The organism is Salinicola salarius, assembly GCF_002179555.1.
GTDB classification, from domain to species: Bacteria; Pseudomonadota; Gammaproteobacteria; order Pseudomonadales; family Halomonadaceae; genus Salinicola; species Salinicola salarius_A.
In genome coordinates this window covers 41,162-58,836 of record NZ_NHOU01000018.1, presented here as the reverse complement: position 1 = coordinate 58,836, position 17,675 = coordinate 41,162, and the positions used below count along the sequence as shown (strand labels likewise).

14 protein-coding genes are annotated in these 17,675 nt (G+C 64.0%); 7 read left to right on the top strand and 7 right to left on the bottom strand.

Translation table 11 applies throughout. From position 1 onward, the window contains the following. Positions 1-145 precede the first annotated feature (145 nt). The 4 genes from hisS to der all read left to right on the top strand — a co-directional run bounded on the left by hisS (position 146) and on the right by der (position 5,398). Entirely contained in the window at positions 146-1,423 is a 1,278-nt protein-coding gene (gene hisS, locus CCD76_RS13580; protein ID WP_087719991.1) for a histidine--tRNA ligase, read from the top strand. A gap of 553 nt (positions 1,424-1,976) precedes the next feature. Further along, positions 1,977-2,633 (top strand): YfgM family protein, encoded by a 657-nt coding sequence (locus CCD76_RS13565; protein ID WP_071229919.1) that lies wholly within the window; start codon positions 1,977-1,979, stop codon positions 2,631-2,633. Next, positions 2,633-3,799, top strand: a complete 1,167-nt coding sequence (bamB, locus tag CCD76_RS13560; protein WP_087719990.1) for an outer membrane protein assembly factor BamB — start codon at positions 2,633-2,635, stop codon at positions 3,797-3,799. Before CCD76_RS13565 ends, bamB begins: the two co-directional genes overlap by 1 nt. A gap of 189 nt (positions 3,800-3,988) precedes the next feature. Further along, on the top strand, positions 3,989-5,398 hold the full coding sequence (gene der, locus CCD76_RS13555) for a ribosome biogenesis GTPase Der (RefSeq protein WP_087719989.1): 1,410 nt from the start codon (positions 3,989-3,991) through the stop codon (positions 5,396-5,398). A gap of 58 nt (positions 5,399-5,456) precedes the next feature. On the opposite strand, the gene CCD76_RS13550 is transcribed toward der, so the two are convergent. The 4 genes from CCD76_RS13550 to CCD76_RS13535 all read right to left on the bottom strand — a co-directional run bounded on the left by CCD76_RS13550 (position 5,457) and on the right by CCD76_RS13535 (position 11,945). Continuing rightward, on the bottom strand, positions 5,457-7,067 hold the full coding sequence (locus CCD76_RS13550) for a diguanylate cyclase (RefSeq protein ID WP_087719988.1): 1,611 nt from the start codon (positions 7,065-7,067) through the stop codon (positions 5,457-5,459). Next, on the bottom strand, positions 7,060-7,446 hold the full coding sequence (locus tag CCD76_RS13545) for a response regulator (protein WP_087719987.1): 387 nt from the start codon (positions 7,444-7,446) through the stop codon (positions 7,060-7,062). The genes CCD76_RS13550 and CCD76_RS13545 overlap by 8 nt, the downstream gene beginning before the upstream one ends. Positions 7,447-7,448: 2 nt before the next feature. Further along, the gene (locus CCD76_RS13540; RefSeq protein ID WP_179208928.1) at positions 7,449-11,000 is read right to left on the bottom strand and encodes an ATP-binding protein; all 3,552 of its coding nucleotides are present in this window, start codon (positions 10,998-11,000) and stop codon (positions 7,449-7,451) included. An 84-nt stretch (positions 11,001-11,084) separates the two neighbouring features. Further along, positions 11,085-11,945 (bottom strand): ATP-binding protein, encoded by an 861-nt coding sequence (locus tag CCD76_RS13535; protein WP_087719985.1) that lies wholly within the window; start codon positions 11,943-11,945, stop codon positions 11,085-11,087. Positions 11,946-12,184: 239 nt separating this feature from the next. Here CCD76_RS13535 and CCD76_RS13530 point away from each other — a divergent pair, with 239 nt between their 5' ends. Further along, positions 12,185-12,808, top strand: a complete 624-nt coding sequence (locus CCD76_RS13530) for a hypothetical protein (RefSeq protein WP_071229926.1) — start codon at positions 12,185-12,187, stop codon at positions 12,806-12,808. A 116-nt stretch (positions 12,809-12,924) separates the two neighbouring features. Next, a complete protein-coding gene (locus CCD76_RS13525) occupies positions 12,925-13,731 on the top strand; it encodes a M48 family metallopeptidase (RefSeq protein WP_087720004.1) in 807 nt (268 codons plus the stop codon). Positions 13,732-14,217: 486 nt separating this feature from the next. Here the strand turns inward: CCD76_RS13525 and aroE are convergent, their stop codons facing one another. The 3 genes from aroE to CCD76_RS13510 form a co-directional block, all read right to left on the bottom strand. Beyond that, positions 14,218-15,030, bottom strand: coding sequence for a shikimate dehydrogenase (gene aroE, locus CCD76_RS13520; protein ID WP_087719984.1), 813 nt, complete (start codon positions 15,028-15,030; stop codon positions 14,218-14,220). Beyond that, positions 15,027-15,959, bottom strand: a complete 933-nt coding sequence (gene hemF / locus CCD76_RS13515) for an oxygen-dependent coproporphyrinogen oxidase (protein WP_087719983.1) — start codon at positions 15,957-15,959, stop codon at positions 15,027-15,029. Before hemF ends, aroE begins: the two co-directional genes overlap by 4 nt. Positions 15,960-16,053: 94 nt before the next feature. Further along, on the bottom strand, positions 16,054-16,602 hold the full coding sequence (locus CCD76_RS13510) for an L-threonylcarbamoyladenylate synthase (protein ID WP_087719982.1): 549 nt from the start codon (positions 16,600-16,602) through the stop codon (positions 16,054-16,056). Positions 16,603-16,815: 213 nt separating this feature from the next. Between CCD76_RS13510 and CCD76_RS13505 the strand changes: the two genes are divergently transcribed. Further along, positions 16,816-17,655 carry a 5'-nucleotidase, lipoprotein e(P4) family gene (locus tag CCD76_RS13505; RefSeq protein WP_179208927.1) on the top strand — a complete coding sequence of 280 codons (840 nt, stop codon included), beginning with the start codon at positions 16,816-16,818 and terminating at the stop codon, positions 17,653-17,655. Positions 17,656-17,675: the final 20 nt, after the last annotated feature.

The following is a 17,675-nucleotide window of genomic DNA, read 5'->3' as shown; positions in this document are numbered from 1 at the left end:
AAAGTGCGCGCCAAGCATGAAAGAGCAGGCGAAGCGTAACAGAGTGCCCCGTGAGGCTTGACGCCTCGCGACCCACAATCAGAGAGTAACCGACGAACGCCCAGGCAGGCTGCCTGTGGCGTTCTGCTATAGGCAGGAGTATCAGTTGAGCAACAAACTACAAGCCATTCGCGGCATGAACGATCTGCTGCCGGATCAATCCCCCGCATGGCAGTACGTCGAGCGACAACTGCGCTCGCTGGTAGACCGTTACGATTATCGCGAGATCCGCACCCCGATCGTCGAGCAGACCGCGCTCTTCGCCCGCTCCATCGGCGAAGCGACCGACGTGGTCGAGAAGGAGATGTACACTTTCGACGACCGCAACGGCGAAAGCCTGACACTGCGCCCGGAAAACACTGCCGCCGTCGTGCGTGCCGCCATGGAACACGGCCTGCTGCACAACCAGACGCAGCGGCTGTGGTACATGGGCCCGATGTTCCGCTACGAGCGCCCGCAGAAAGGCCGCTATCGCCAGTTCCACCAGATCGGTATCGAGGCTTACGGCATGACCGGCCCCGATATCGACGCCGAGATCATCCTGCTTTCCGCCCGACTGTGGCGTCAGCTCGGCATGGCCGAACACGTCACCCTCGAGCTCAACTCGCTGGGCTCGCCGGAAGCCCGCGCGAACTATCGCGACTCGCTGGTCGCCTACTTCGAGTCCCATCGCGAGGTTCTCGACGAGGATTCGCAACGGCGGCTGAAGACCAACCCGCTGCGGATCCTGGATTCCAAGAATCCGGCCATGTCGGAAATGCTCGCCGGGGCACCACAGCTGCTGGACCACCTCGACGAGGAGTCCCGCGTGCATTTCGAACAGTTGAAATCGACGCTGGATGCCGCCGGTATCGGCTATCGCATCAACCCGCGACTGGTGCGTGGTCTCGACTACTACTCGCGTACCGTATTCGAGTGGACGACCACCGCACTTGGTAGCCAGGGCACGGTCTGCGGTGGCGGGCGCTACGACGGCCTGGTCGAACAGCTCGGCGGCAAGCCGACACCGGGCGTCGGCTTCGCTATCGGTCTCGAGCGCCTCATGCTGCTGCTGGAAACCCTCGATCTGATCCCCGAAGATGCCAAGGGCGGTGCCGATGCCTACCTGCTGGCGATGGGCGATGCCGCCGAGCGCGAGGCGCTGCTGCTGGGCGAGCGCCTGCGTGACGCTCTGCCCGCGCTGCGGCTTCAGGTACACTGCGGCGGCGGTAGCTTCAAGAGTCAGATCCGGCGTGCCGATCGCAGCGGCGCCCGGGTAGCGCTGATTCTCGGCGAGGACGAAATCGCCAAGGGCCAACTGACCCTGAAACCGCTGCGTGACGACAGCGAACAACAGACACTCGAGCTGGACGACGCCATCGCCTGGCTCGCACGGCTTTCATAGCGCCCCGACGCTGGCGCTAACCGTAGCTCGTAGCTCGTAGCTCGTAGCTCGTAGCTCGTAGCTCGTAGCTCGTAGCTCGTAGCTCGTAGCTCGTAGCTCGTAGCTCGTAGCTCGTAGCTCGTAGCTCGTAGCTCGTAGCTCGTAGCTCGTAGCTCGTAGCTCGTAGCTCGTAGCTCGTAGCTCGTAGCTCGTAGCTCGTAGCTCGTAGCTCGTAGCTCGTAGCTCGTAGCTCGTAGCTCGTAGCTCGTAGCTCGTAGCTCGTAGCTCGTAGCTCGTAGCTCGTAGCTCGTAGCTCGTAGCTCGTAGCTCGTAGCTCGTAGCTCGTAGCTCGTAGCTCGTAGCTCGTAGCTCGTAGCTCGTAGCTCGTAGCTCGTAGCTCGTAGCTCGTAGCTCGTAGCTCGTAGCTCGTAGCTCGTAGCTCGTAGCTCGTAGCTCGTAGCTCGTAGCTCGTAGCTCGTAGCTCGTAGCTCGTAGCTCGTAGCTCGTAGCTCGTAGCTCGTAGCTCGTAGCTCGTAGCTCGTAGCTCGTAGTCAATAGTGTAAGGAGACCGCCCGTGGCGGAGCTTAGGACCGAAGAAGAGCAGCTGGACGCGATCAAACAGTGGTGGAAGTCCAACGGAAGCGCCCTGCTGGTGGGCATCGTCATCGCCGCGGCCGGCGTGTTCGGCTGGCAGGCGTGGCAGCGTTACCAGGAAGGCCAATCCGCCGAGGCCTCCAATGCCTACCAGCAGCTGATCGCGATCGCCAGCAGCGACACCCTCGACGACAACGCCCGCACCCAGGCGTTCGACCTGGCCGACGGCCTGCAGAGCGACCACGGCGATACGCTCTATGCCGATCTGGCCGGCCTACTGGAAGCCAAGATCGCGATCAATGCCGAAGACAACGAACGCGCCCGCCAGGCGCTGAACGATGTCGTCGCCAACAGTGACCGCCCCTACATGCAGAGCCTGGCGCGCATCGACCTCGCACGCCTGCAGATTGCCGGCGACGATGCAAAAACCGCCCTGACGACCCTCGAGGAGAGCGTGCCGAGCGCACTGGAAGCGCAGCGCCAGAATGTGCTCGGTGATGCCTACGTCGCGCTCGAACGCCCCGAGGATGCGCGTAACGCCTACCAGCAGGCGCAGAGTCTGGCGCAGGATGCCGACCAGACCCTTTACGGCCTGCAGCTCAAGCTAGACGATCTCGGTGCGGAGGACGCCACCTGATGAAATTGACTCACCTACTTCTGCCGCTGGGGTTGACCGCGACACTGCTGGCCGGCTGCGCCGGCAGCGTCGAGCCGCAGTATCCGCCCAAGGAACTCCAGGACTTCACGCCCAAGGTCAGCCTCGACGAGCGCTGGGACCAGGGAATCGGCGAAGGCCTGGGTCGCGCCCGCTATCCGCTCACCCCCATCGTCGATAGCGGCACCATTTATGCCGTCGACGAAACCGGTGACCTGCGCGCCATCGACACCGACAGCGGCGAAACCCGCTGGGAAGTCGAGCTGGGCACGCCCATCTCCAGCGGCATCGGCGCCGACAGCAGCCGTCTCTATATCGGCACCCGCAACGGCGAAGTGCTGGCCATCGATCGTGAAGACGGCAGCATCGACTGGAAATCGCGTGTCTCCAGCGAAGTGCTGGCCGCCCCCCAGGTCAACAGCGAGCTGGTCGTCGTACAGAGCGTCGATGGCGCCGTCACCGCGCTCGACCGCCTGAATGGCAACGAGCAGTGGGTCTACTCCAGTTCCCAGCCGGCATTGACCCTGCGCGGCACTGGCGCGCCTCGTGTCATCGAACCGGTCTCCTTCGCCGGATTCGCCAACGGCCGCCTGGTGACGCTGGACAACCGCAGCGGTCAGCCACTGTGGGACATGCGCGTCGCCGTCCCGCAGGGCCGCACAGAAGTCGACCAGCTCGTCGATCTCGACGGCCAGCCGGTGCTGACCCAGGATGGGCGCCTGTTCGTGACCAGCTACAACGGCCGTCTGCTGGCACTGGAAGCCACTTCCGGCAAGGTACTGTGGGAGCATGAAGAGTCCAGCTACCTGACCCCGCTGGTGGTCGGCAACTATCTGTTCACGGTCAACGAAGCGAGCCATGTCATCGCGATCGAGGCCGACACCGGCCGCGTGATGTGGGACTCCGACACCCTCGAAGGCCGTTCGCTGACCGCGCCCTCGTTCGTCGACGGCAACATCGTGGTGGGCGACTACGATGGCTATATCCATCTCATCGACGCCTCGACCGGCGAAATGAACGGACGGGTAGAGATCGGCGGCGATGGACTGACGCTGCCGCTGTTGACCGGCAATCAGCGCATCTACGCGCTGAGCAACGACGGCACCCTCGTCGCCTACGACCTCGAGACGCTTTCCGACAGGAATTGATCGCCATCGGGTGACGGCTCATCGGCCCCGCCTCGGCGGGGCCGATGGCGTTATGGAAGACGATATCGAGAGGTTCGGACTTCGCGCTTCTCGCATGCTAGAATGCCGGGCTATTAGCATCGATCGTACCGGGTCACCCGACCCCTCCCTCCGATCGTCCACCTTGTCACCGCCCTTTTGCGAATCGCCATGAATCCCGTTATCGCCCTGGTTGGCCGACCCAACGTCGGCAAGTCGACGCTTTTCAACCGCCTGACACGCACCCGCGATGCACTGGTGGCCGATTTCCCCGGTCTGACCCGCGACCGCAAGTACGGCAGCGGCCAGCTCGGCGACAAGACCTACACCGTCATCGATACCGGCGGCATCAGCGGTGACGAACAAGGCATCGACGCGGCCATGGCGGAGCAGTCCCTGACCGCTATCGACGAGGCCGATATCGTGCTGTTCATGGTCGACGGGCGTGCTGGCTTGATGCCGGCCGATCAGGCGATCGCCAATCACCTGCGTGTGAATCAGAAGAAGACCTGGCTGGTAGTCAACAAGACCGACGGGCTCGAAGAGCAGACTGCAATGGCCGACTTCTGGGCCTTGGGTCTGGGCGACCCACACCCGATCGCCGCAGCGCATGGGCGTAACGTCACCACGCTGATCGACGAAGTGCTGGCGCCCTTCCCCGAGCGCGACCCGGACGCCGGGCCCGCCGGCAATCATCCCGGCATTCATATCGGCGTCATCGGTCGTCCCAATGTCGGCAAGTCGACGCTGGTCAACCGCATGCTGGGAGAAGACCGCGTGGTCGTCTTCGACGAAGCCGGCACCACCCGCGACGCCATCGAGATCCCCTTCGAACGCCGCGGCAAGCCCTACGTGCTGGTCGATACCGCCGGCGTACGGCGTCGCAAGAACGTCAGCCTGATCGCCGAGAAGTTCTCGATCATCAAGACGCTGGAAGCGATCAAGGAGTGCCATGTCGCGATCATGGTGCTGGATGCGCGCACCGGCCTGGTGGAGCAGGATCTGCACCTGCTGGACTACGTGCTGAGCAGCGGCCGCGCGCTGGTTCTGGCGGTCAACAAATGGGATGGTCTGGAAAGCGAAGCGCGGGACAAGATGCGCTCCGACATCAAGCGTCGCCTGGGATTCGCCGACTATGCCGAGCTGCATTTCATCTCGGCCCTGCATGGCACCGGTGTCGGCGATCTCTACAAGTCGGTCGACAAGGCCTTCGACAGCGCCAACAGCCACTGGTCGACCAACCGCCTGACCTCGATCCTGCAGGATGCGGTCAGCGAGCATCAGCCGCCGATGATCCATGGTCGTCGCCCCAAGCTGCGCATGGCGCACCAGGGCGGCAGCAACCCGCCGATCATCGTCGTTCACGGCAACCAGACATCATCCCTGCCGGAAGCCTACAGGCGCTATCTCACCAATACCTTCCGCAAGGTATTGAAGGTGCGCGGCACGCCGATTCGCTTCGAATTCCGCTCCGGCAACAACCCCTACGACAATCAGGCCGGCGCCAGCGATCGCGAAAAGGCGCGTGGACGGCAGCTGAGCCGGACCCGCGAGGCGCGCAAGAGCCGCCGCGGGCGCTGACGAACGTACCCGGCGGGAGCATCGTATTCCGTCGCACGGCGGCCAGCCGCGCAGGGTGTCAAGGCGTGGCTATCCGGGTCTGATTGCGTCCGGCCTGCTTGGCTTCGTACATCGCCTTGTCGGCAGCCTCGAGCAGCGCCTCGGCGTTCGGCCACTCCCGGGTGCTGGCAACGCCAGCGCTGAACGTCGCGTGAAAGACCTCGTCCGCCGCCACGCATTCGAGCTGGGAAAAGCTGATTCGAATGCGTTCGATAGTCTCGCGCGCGTTCTCCAATTGACAGGATGGCAGCACGGCAACGAACTCCTCGCCGCCGTAGCGTCCGACATGGTCTACCCGGCGCAGACGCTGGCGCAGCAGATTGGCCAGCAGGCGAATGACATAGTCGCCGGTGCCATGACCATAGGTATCATTGATCGACTTGAAGCGATCGATATCGATCATCACGACGCAGGCGCCCGCCTGCGTCCTCTGGCTGCGCGCCACCTCGAGTTCGATCAACTCCTTGATCGCCGGATGCTTGATTAGGCCGGTGAGCCCGTCGCGAGCCAGCGCCATGCTGAGCTGGCGGGATCGCTGTGCTCGCGCTGTGACCGCGGAAACCAGCGCCATGTCCCCAATGGGCTTGACCAGGAAATCGTCTCCCGCCTGGGCCAGTGCCTGGGCCTGGCGATGGACGTTCGACTCGGCCGAAAGGTAGATGAGCGGGATCTTCAGCCAGTCGTCATCGAAGCGAATGATACGAGCCAGTTCCGGCCCGGAGCAGCCCGGCATGTTGATATCGATCAGCACCAGATCCGGCACGATGTCCCGCAGCCCGATCAAGACATCGCGGGGATCGCTGATCACCCGGGACTCGATGCCGGTCTGTTTCAGCGTCAGCCGGAAATGCTCGGCCAGTTCGATGTCATCGTCCACGATCAGGACCCGATAGGGATCCTGCTGGGGCAGGTTGATCAAATACCGCAAGCGGTGCTCCAGCGAGGGCACGTCCACCGGATGCATGAAGAACCCCTGCGCGCCATTGCGAACGGCGTCCAGGCGTGTCTCGAAGTCGCCGGCGGCGCTCAGCACGATCAACGCCGCCTCGGGAATCGCTCCAACGGCCGGCTTCCAGACGTCGTATTCCACCTTGGCGGTGTCGACGATAGCGATATCCGGCCGCCAATCGGCGCCGATCTCCCGAGCGTCGAGATCGCGACACTCGTAACCGAACCCGCTCAACGAGCGAATCAGCTCACCGGTATCGCCATCGGCCAGCACGGCAACCCGTATCGCTCGCTCGCCGCTGGCCAGCGGATGGCTGTCGTCGGGCTCGGTCATACCCGCTATCTGCATGCGCTCCAGGTTTCGGTAGCTGTTCGACAAACGGTCGTGGAGCGCCGTCAACATCTGGAGCGTCGGCTGGCTACTGCCCTCGATCAACGTCTGCAGCCATACCTCCATCTCGCGAGCGTCCTGGCTCAAAGCCGCATAGCCGAAGGTACCGGCGGAACCCGCCATACGATGCAGCCCCTGGCGCAGCGTTTCGAGAGAGTCGGCCTTGACCGCAGTCTGGTGTTCGCTCAGCTCCCGGGTCTGCGCCATCATCGTCTGCAGATCGTCCCGTAGCCGGCGGCCGTATTGCTCGCGCAGTGCCGCCAGCCGTGCCTGGACGTCGACATCAGTCATGCGAATGCTCCCAGATCTTGCGCAACTGTTCCGCCAGCGTCATTGGATCGAAGGGCTTGATCAAGACATCCAGCGCACCGATGGAAAGATAGTGCTCGATCTCGCTGGGCTGGACCTTGGCAGTCATGAACACTACCGGGATCGACTGCGTGGAGGGCTGTTCGCGGAGTTTTGCCAGGGTCGTGGGTCCGTCGATCCCCGGCATCATGACATCGAGCAGAACCAGATCCGGCTGCCACTCGTGGGCACGGGCGATTGCCGCCTGGCCATCGTCGCAGCTCGTGATCTCGAGTCCGCCGACGACCTCTAGCGCCAGCTTGGTCACTTCCTGAATCGAGATATCGTCCTCGACGTGCAAGATACGTTGAAGGGGTTTCATTTTCAGTGCTCGTTCTCCTGATCTTCGTCCGGCGGTGCACCGGCGCCATGAAGCTGGCGCTCGAAAGCTTCCCTCAATGCCTCGGCCGAAAGCCCCGGCTTGGCAATCGCCGTCTTCACGCGCCCCAGCAAGGTCGGCGCCAACGCTTCTTCGGACAGAATGACGACGGCCGGCTGCTGGACCAATTGACTCAACAGCGGAATCACCTCCCAGCCCGGGCCCCGCGAGGCCGTCAGATCCAGCGAAATCAATCCGTACTCATTGCTGTCGAGCAGATAGCGGGCTTCCTGCAGTGAACGGGCCACGTCCAGGGTCATGCTCGACGCGACCTGCCCGGCGACACGATGAGACAGTTCGGGGTCGCTTTCGATATGCAGGATGCGTTCGCGTGGCGGTCGCAGACTCAGCGAACTGCGAAGCACGCTCGACAGGCGCTGCTCATCGAAAGGCTTGACCAGCCAGTTCACCGCTTCCAGCCGACCGCCAATCTCCAGTTGCCCCTCCTCCGCGGTCGCCGATACCACCAGCACGGGAATGTCCCGGGTCTGCGGCTGCTCCCGCAACTGGCGCAGCAGCGTCAAGCCGTTACCGTCGGGCAGCATCAGGTCGAGGGTGATGGCGTCGAAGCTACGGCGCTCGAGCCATTTCATCGCATCGTTCATGGTATGCGCAACCTCGGCCCGATATCCCCAGTGCCGCACCAGCGTGGCCAGCAGCGCCGCCGTGTCCGGGTCGTCTTCCACGATCAGCAGCCTTGAACCGGAGAAACTGGCTTCGGCCGCTTCGTCGACCTCGTGGGTCGATACCTGATCCATGGCCTCTTGGGGCAGGTCGAAGCACGGCAGCTCGACGAAGAAGCAGGCGCCATGCCCCGGCTCCGAGAAGAAATTGATCGATCCGCGCATGCGCTCGACGAGCTCGCGGGTGATCGCGAGCCCAAGCCCGGTACCGCCCTGCTTTCGCGTGCTCGAGGCATCCGCCTGGGAAAATTTCTGGAAAATGCGCTCGTGGAACTCTTCGGGTATTCCCGGCCCGCTGTCGATCACGCTGATGCGAACGCGATCGGCGATTGACTCGACACGCACCTCGACCTGCGTCTCCGGCGGAGAGAATTTGGCAGCGTTGGAGAGCAGGTTGCTCATCACCTGCTGGAGACGCATGGCGTCGACATTGACCCCGGCGTCATCCAGCCGCTCGGTGATCACGAGCCTCGTGCGGAACTGGGCGGCATACGCCTGATTGGAATCGATGGCCTGATCGATCAGCGGCATCAGCGGCTGCTCCTGCATCTGGAACGCCATCTTGCCCGCCACCAGTTTCTCTATGTCGAGCAGGTCGTTGATCAGCAGAATCAGACGTTGCGCATTGTTGTGGGCCGTGACGAGCATACCCCGCATGGCTTCCGGCGGCGTTCCGAGGGCTCCGCCCTGGATCAGACCCAGCGCGCCGGAAATCGAGGTCAAGGGCGTGCGCAGCTCGTGGCTGACGGTGGAGATGAACTCGCTCTTGAGACTCTCGTCACGCTTGCGCGCGGTCACGTCATGCAGGAATCCGTGCCATATCGTTCCGCCATCGGACTCGCGCTCGGGGATGGACTGGCCGGAGAGCCAGATGAAATCACCATTGTCGCGGCGCACGCGATATTCGCAATTCCAGGGCGTCAGATCACGTTCCGACTCTTTGACCGTAAGAATCAAACGCTCGAGGTCGTCTTCGTGAACCAGCGCAAAAACCTGGGAGGCATCCGCCGCCGCTTCTTCCGGCGTCAAGCCGTAGAGCTCCTTGATGGCGTCACTGGCGTAGGGAAACGAGGGGCGACCCTCGGGATCCTGGCGATACTGATAGATCAGGCCGGGGGTCTGCGAGGCAATCTTGGTCAAGCGATGGCTCAATTCCTCGCGCGCCTCGATCTCCTTCCAGCGAGAGAGCGTGGACCCTACCCAGCGGGCCAACAACCTCACGAACTCCTGCTCGGCTTCGTCGAAAGAACTTTCCCGTACGGTATCACTGCTGAAACCGAGCGTGCCGTAACGCTGTCCGTTCACCCATAGTGGCGCGCCGATATAACCCTTGAACGCATGTACGACACGACAAGGATGCTCACCATGACCCGCCTCGTCGGCATCAGCGAATGCCACGACGTCATCGGCCTGGAGCGTAAACTCGCAGAACGTCTCCCGCACATCGAATGTCTGGCCTGATTTGAGGATACCGCCCGGGGAGTGTGCCGACTCGACGTGATAAATCCCGTTCTCGATATGGCTGACGATACCGAAGGGCATGCCGAGAAAGCGACAGCCTGCGTCGAGCGCGTGGTCGATGAGTTCGAGAAAGGACGTGTTCTGCAACGCGGCGATATCATTGAGCGTTTGCAGCGCCTCCTTCTGATTTTTCAGGCGCCGATGGCTCTCCATCATTGCATGACGGGTGACTCGTCGCGTTCCCCATAACAGGAATAGCAGACAGCTCTCGGCGATCAGCCATGCCACCCCCCAGCGTAACCAGGTGTCGACCACCAACGCATCGCGATGGTCGAGTTGCGCGGTAATATCTTTCCAGACCGCCACGGCGGTGACCGGTGTGCCGTCTTGGCTGCCGCTCGCCTGTAACGGTATCAGCGAAAGCAGATAGCCGGTGCCGTCCTCGTCGTGAACGACCCGATGAGCGGGCTCGCCTGGCTTCATGACGGGGAGATGCCCGGCGGTCAGCCATCGCTTGATCAGAGGCTGCCGGGCATCGCCGACCCACCACGCGCCTTCACCGCCCGGCGCGCCCGCTGGCAGCGCTGTATCCGACAAGCCCGAACCCGAAACGCCATGGCCCTGATCTTGGCCACGGCGGGCGTCTTCGACTGATACATCCCTATCTTGAATATCGACGTCCTGGGTATCGTGGAACAGTACGGCAACACCGCCACCCAGCTGCTCGCCGAGCTTTTCGACGTCAGTGATGACACCGAACTCGATCTCGAGCAGTCCCGATGCCTGCGGCTGCGTATCGCCACTCGAGGGCACCAGCACCGGCGCGACACCCGCGGTGGCAGCGCGATGGCCATCGCTGGCGACGCCGGCTTGCGCGCGCTGGGTCTGCAGTGCGCTCTGCGCCAGCCACCGACCGGCTTCCGGCGTATCATCGAAATGCTGGGGCGCCTGCATGCGCAGGAATGTGGTCAGTTCGCCTTGATGCTGGCGATAGACATTCAATGCCTCGGCGGAGCCATCCTGCAGCGACTGCCAGTAGGGCGAAAGCCGCGAGCGCAGTTGCTGACGCAGCTGATCCAGCTGCCCGGGCTCGCCGCTGTCGGCAGCGCGAGCCAGCAGCTCCCGTACCACGGGGTCGGCGGAGAGCGTCGAAGCGAGTAGTTGAACGCGTCGCTCCAGCCCGGCCCGGGAGGCGCGGATGGTGATTCCCTGTTCCTGCGACTGAAAGCGCAGATCCCGCTCGAAACCCAACTGGTCGTTGTGCAGCGCCTGTTGCAGCATCCGGCCGAAGAACAGCGTCAACAGCAGGATGCCCAGCAGGATCAGCCACATCGGCAAGCGCGATGCTTTCACCCGTTCCCCCCTCAATACGACAACGCTACCAGGACGGTAGCTCATGCTTTCGAATGAGGGTATCTCATTCTCGGGGGTGAAGGCTCAGCGAATAGCGCGAGAACCTATCCATTGACAGGCGAATTGCCACGCCGCCCGGCCGCTGCGCACGCCACGCAAGGTGGCATAGCGCACTGCTTCGGCGCGGGCCTCCTCGCTCCACGCGCCCTCGCCGGCCAGATGAGCGACCCAGTGCTGGCAGGTCTCGAGATAGGCCTGCTGACTGAACGGATGAAAGGCGAGCCACAGGCCGAAGCGATCCGACAGCGAGATCTTCTCTTCCACGGCATCGCCATGGTGGAGTTCGCCATCGACCAGGTGAGTTTCCTGGTTGTCGGCCATGGATTCCGGCAGCAGATGCCGACGGTTGGAGGTCGCGTACAGCAGCACGTTTTCCGGCGGCCCGGTCAGCGTGCCATCGAGCACGCTCTTCAATGCCTTGTAGGCATCGTCGCTGCCTTCGAAAGAGAGATCGTCGCAATAGACGACAAAGCGCTCTGGCCGGTCGCGCAGGCGCTGCACCAGGATCGGCAACGCCACCAGGTCGTGACGATCGACCTGAATCAAGCGCAGCCCTTCACCGGCCAGCGTGTTGAGCAAGGCACGAACCATCGAGGACTTGCCGCTGCCGCGCGCGCCCCACAGCAAGGCGTGGTTGGCAGGATAGCCCTTGAGGAAGGCGCGGGTGTTGTCGAGCAGGGCACGTTTCTGACGCTCGACGCCGATCAGATCATCGAGCCGAACCCCGTCGCGGGGCGATACCGCCACCAACTGCCCACCGAGCGGGTGAGACTGCCATAGCGCTGCGATATCGCGACTCCAGTCGACCGCTGGCGGCTGCTCCGGCAACCACCCCTCGACACGGTCCAGCAGGCGGCTCAAACGTAGCGCCAGATCACCATCCATCTTCCACTCTCCTCATTGACATTCACGATCGAGACCATACCGGCAACCTCATGAAACAGCGCTGAAGATCGTCATTCGTGACGATTGCGGATTGCCGGAAACAGCGTATCTTGTGCCGGTTGGTTCCGTAGGTCCAGTCGCGGGGGCTTTTGCAGCACCCCGGACTCGACGCAGGATGTTTCCATGCACCGCCGCTTCACCACCCTTTCCCGACCGCCACTAATTCAAGGAGAGAGGCGATGCCGTCTCGTTCCCGCCCGTTCATCGCGCTGATGTTGGTGTCCTTGCTGGGCGGTTGCCTGGCGCTGCCGCAGGTCGGCTTCATGCTGGGGCGGATCGCCCTTTCCTCGATGGGTGTCGAAAACGTCCGTATCGGGAACTACCACTTTTCGCCCGGCCTGGAAGACATCGACGAACTCACGCTCTTGAGCTCCGGACTTGCGCTGGCCGGCCTGCCGGTCAATATCGATCTTCCCCTCGCCATGACATTGCCCGCCAGCGCGCCGCCGATCGAGCTGCAGGGCTTCGATTGGCAGTTGCAGGTGCCGGGCGCCGAACCCGCCAGCGGCGAAGTCGACGAGCCGATCCAGTTGCAGGGCGGTGAACCGGCCACTGTCACGCTTCCCGTGGCACTCGAACCGGCCGGTATCGATGCCCTGGCTTCCCGCGCCGAGCGCGTCTCGTCGCTGCTTTCGCTCGCCCGCCAGCTCAGTCGTCGCGGCGAACTGCCGGCAGGCAGCCAGCTGTCGCTGACACCGACCTTGCCCGCAGCGCTCGACGGCATCGTCACCGCACCGACACTGATCCTCGACATCGGCGAGCAGACCACGTCCGCACCAGATACCGTGCCGGTGGACGGTTGACCGCCCCGACAGGCCGGGTATCTTGTGCCAATCGATGACCCGTCTCGGCCAACCACCCCGACAACATACGATTCAGGCAGATCTTGGAGACCATCATGGAAGATTCGAAGCCTCTCATGTCAGGAAAACCTTCGCGCCGGGTGATCGGCGCCCTCGGCCTTGCCGCGCTGCTCAGCGCCTGCAGCACGTCGCCGCTGGGGCGCAACCAGCTGGCGTTCTACTCCGACGATGAGTTGGCTCAGATGGGCGAGCAGAGTTTCGCGCAGTACGAGCAGGAGCTGCCCACGGTCAGCGGTGCCCAGGCAACCTACGTGCAGTGCGTGGCCAAGGCGATCACCGCCGAAGTGCCCGCCAGCGCCGGCATCTCCGAGTGGGAAGTGAAGGTGTTCAAGGACGATACCGCCAACGCCTTCGCCTTGCCCGGCGGCTACATCGGCGTCAACACTGGCCTGCTCGATGTCGCCACCAACCAGGATCAACTCGCCGCGGTCATCGGCCATGAAGTCGGCCACGTGCTGGCACACCACGCCAACGAGCGGGTCTCCACCCAGGCCGCGACGCAGAGCGGGCTTTCGATACTGCAGACCGTTGCCGGCCTCGAAGGCGCGGGGGGCGAGCAGGTCATGGGGCTGTTGGGCGCCGGGGCGCAGTATGGCGTCATCCTGCCCTTCTCGCGCAAGCAGGAGTCGGAAGCGGATCTGGTAGGGCTGGACCTGATGGCCGATGCCGGCTTCGACCCCAGCGCCAGCCTCCAGCTGTGGCAGAACATGTCAGCCAACAGTCAGGGCGAACCGCCGGCCTGGATGTCCACCCACCCCAGCAACAGCCAGCGCATGGAAGGTTTGAATGAGCGGCTCAACGAAGCCCAGCCACGCTATGAGCAGGCCAGGGCCGAGGGCAAACGACCCAGCTGCAAGGTTTAACGTTCCACCTGTCGGCATTTGCGGGACAGGTTGCTGGCAGGTAGAACCGATAGGCTTGAATCAGCCACCCAATGACGCCTTCCAGATGGCGCTGGACGACGATCGCCCGTGCCGGGTCTTGCGTCATGGGTGAGGCGAACCGGGCATCTGAGTGATGCCCGGTTCGCCGAACGGGTTGGCCATGGATGGCCAACCCCGGCCCTGCAAGCGGGACAGGATGTTTTAGCGCAGCAGGACGCAAGAGGCGCGTTGGGCAGGCAGAAAATTGCTCCTGCATTTTCTGCATTTCCGCCATCCATGGCGGTCAGATACCCTTTCGCGCCGACCCGAGCGCGGGCGATTGGCGTTCAGAGTTTCGCCGTCTGTGGCGTCACAAAAGGGGAGCGCGAGGGGCTTGCCCCTCGCAATCACGAGCAAGAGGGTCGTTAAGACTCGGACAGTAGTAAGCTGACTCTGCTGGAATTCGTTGCCTTGCCGAAACTCAAGTTACAGCTCGCTCCGCAGTAACTCCCGCAGCGGTACGGTATCCGGGCGCACCTGACGCCACAGCCAGAAGGATTCCGCGGCCTGCTCGATCAGCATGCCGAGCCCGTCGACCGACCGCGCGCCCTGCTCGGCCGCCCAGCGCAGAAACACGGTCGGTTCGGCGGCATACATCATGTCGTAGGCCAGCCCCTCGGCAGTGAAAAGCGCCGCTGGCAGTGGCGGCAGATCGCCGGCCAGGCTGGCGCTGGTGGCGTTGATCACCAGATCGAACGGCCCCGCCACGTCATCGAAACCGCATCCGGACACCTCGCCCTTGTCGGCAAACAGCGCCGCCAGCGCCTCGGCCTTGGCCACGGTGCGGTTGGCGACCGTCAGCGATGCGACACCGGCTTCTAGCAGCGGCTCGATCACGCCACGCGACGCGCCCCCGGCGCCGAGCAGCAGCACGCGGGCGCCCGCCAGCGGCGCGGCATGAGCCTCAAGATCCCGAACCAGCCCCACACCGTCGGTGGTATCGCCGTAAAGCTTGCCATCGCGACCCAACATCAACGTATTCACCGCCCCGGCCAGTCTGGCCCGTGGCGAGAGCACTTCCGCCAGCGCGAAGGCCTCCTGCTTGAACGGCACCGTCACGTTGGCGCCCCGGCCACCGGCTGCGACGAAGGCACGCCAGGCCCCCGCGAAATCCGCGACCGGCGCTTCGATCGCAGTGTAGGCGATGGCTTCGCCGGTCTGCTCGGCGAACGCGGCATGGATTCGCGGCGATTTGGAATGCCCGATGGGATGGCCGAAAACGGCGTAGCGGTCGGTCATGTCGGCAGGTGTTCCTCCGGTGTATTCAGCCAGTCACGGGGCTGGAGATAGGCGAGCAGCCGCGCCTCTTCGGAACCGGGCTGCGGCGCCCACTGGTACTGCCAGCGGGCCAGTGGCGGCATCGACATCAGAATCGACTCGGTGCGCCCGCCGCTCTGCAGGCCGAACAGAGTACCGCGGTCCCACACCAGATTGAACTCGACGTAGCGACCGCGTCGATAAGACTGGAATTCCCGCTCGCGCTCGCCGAACGGCGTATCGCGCCGGCGCTGGGCGATCGGCGCGAAGGCGTCGATGAAACTGTCGCCGACCGAGCGCTGGAAGGCGAAGCACTCCTCGAACGGCCATTCGTTGAGATCATCGAAGAACAGCCCGCCGACCCCACGGGTCTCGTCACGATGCTTGAGGAAGAAATAGTCGTCGCACCAGGCCTTGAAGCGGGGGTAGACCGCTTCGCCGAAAGGATCGCAGGCCGCCTTAGCGACACGATGCCAATGCTGGACATCCTCGAGATAGGGATAATAGGGCGTCAGATCGTAGCCGCCGCCGAACCACCATACCGGCTCCTCGCCCGGCTTGTCGGCGATGAAGAAACGCACGTTGCCGTGGACGGTCGGCACGTGCGGATTGCGTGGGTGCAGCACCCAGGAGACGCCGACCGCATGGAAGCTCCGACCCGCCAGTTCGGGGCGCGCCGCGGTTGCCGAAGGCGGCAGTTTCTCGCCGTAGACGTGGGAAAAATTGACGCCCCCTTTCTCGAACAGCGCGCCCTCTTCGATCACCCGCGACCGTCCGCCACCGCCTTCGGGGCGATCCCAGGTCTCCTCGCGGAAGCGTTCCCCGCCATCGAGCTCGGCCAGCGATTCGCAGAGCCTGTCCTGCAGGGTGAGCAGATAGTCCTTGACGCGTTCGAGATGCGGATGTGCCACGGTCGTCGTTCCTTCAGGTCGGGAGAGTGAGCGTCCAGAGTCGTGAAAATCCGGAGCGTGAAGCGAGAAAATGTCGCTGGGTAAAGGTGGTCTCTCAGGCGCGCAGCACCTCGTTGGTCATCAGGTCGCGAATGGTGCTCGGCCGATCGCGCCCGCCAAGCGGGCCTTCCACCACCGCGTCCAGCGCCTCGCCGAACGTCTCGCGCACCTGTGACGCACTCATTGCCGGCGGTTCGCCGGCCCGGTTGGCCGACGTCGACACCAGCGGGCCGCCCCAGGCCGCGCACAGCGCCTGGACCAGCGGATGATCGCTGACGCGAACCGCCAGCGTGGAATGGCTTCCTCGCAGCAGCGGCGCGGCCCGGCCATTGTCGGGAATCAACCAGGTATTGGGGCCGGGCCAGCTAGCGGCGAGACGCGCCATCGCATCGTCGTCGACGCCTTCGAGCCACGCCGCGAGCTGACGGATGTCCCCGGCGATCAGGATCAGCCCCTTCTCGCTGGCACGCCCCTTGAGGGCGATCAACGCGTTCAGCGACCGTTCGTCATCCGGGTCGCACCCCAGCCCCCAGACACCCTCGGTGGGATAGGCGATGATGCCGCCGCGCCGGAGCGCCGCAACGGCTGCTGCAAAGTCCTGCATGATCTCGATCCTTCTTTCCGCGAGCCGACCTGTCGCTGGATATGGGCTAAATTCTACCATGCCCGAACGACGCCCGGCCGTGCCTCAACGTCGCACCCCGCCCCGCACCCCGCCCCGCATCCGGCGTGGCGAGTGCGGCTAACGCCGGCCCGGTCGAGCCGTCCGGAATACATGCCAACAAGACGAAGCCAACAAGACGACGAGGAACCGACCATGCCCCGTTCACCGCTCTCTTTAACGCTGCTCTCGCTGACGCTGGCCGGCGGCCTCACTGCCTGTGCCCAGCAACCCGCGCAACCGCCAGCCCCGAAGGTCTCCCTCTCCGACGAACTGGTGATGGCAACGGTGTGGATGCAATCTTCCGGCGAATACGCCGCGCTCAGCCATCAGGCCTTCAACCTGGCCCGCATGAATCTGGACCGCGCCCTTTCCACCACCGAAACGAGCGGGCAGCGCCCACCGGCGATCGTCGTCGATGTCGATGAAACCGTGCTCGACAACTCGCCCTACGAGGCGTGGCTGATCGCCAATGACGAGAACTACGCCAGCGAAAGCTGGCACCAGTGGGTGGAGAAGGCCAGCGCGATACCGATGCCGGGCGCCAAGCCGTTCCTGGATTACGCGGCATCGCGCGGGGTCGAGATCTTCTACGTCACCAACCGCCGCGACAGCGAAGCCGAGGCAACGCTGCGCAACCTGCAGCAGGTCGACTTCCCCGACGCAGACGACGAGCACCTGCTGCCACGCAGCGACGCCAGCGACAAGACACCACGGCGTCAGCGCGTCTCGCAGTCGCACTGGGTCGTGCTGCTGATGGGCGACAACCTGGGCGACTTTTCCGCCGGCTTCGACCGCGATACCGCCGCCGCCCGCCGGGCCGCCGTCAACGCCCAGGCCAATGCCTTCGGCAGCCGCTACATCATGCTGCCCAATCCGGCCTACGGTGCCTGGGAAGAAGCGATCTACGGCGGCGACTGGAGCCTGAGCGACGAGGAGAAATCGCGGGCTCGCCGCAATCATCTGGAAGTGTGGGGAGGGCCGGCCGGCGAGTAGGCGCCTCCGCCGCGCCGCGT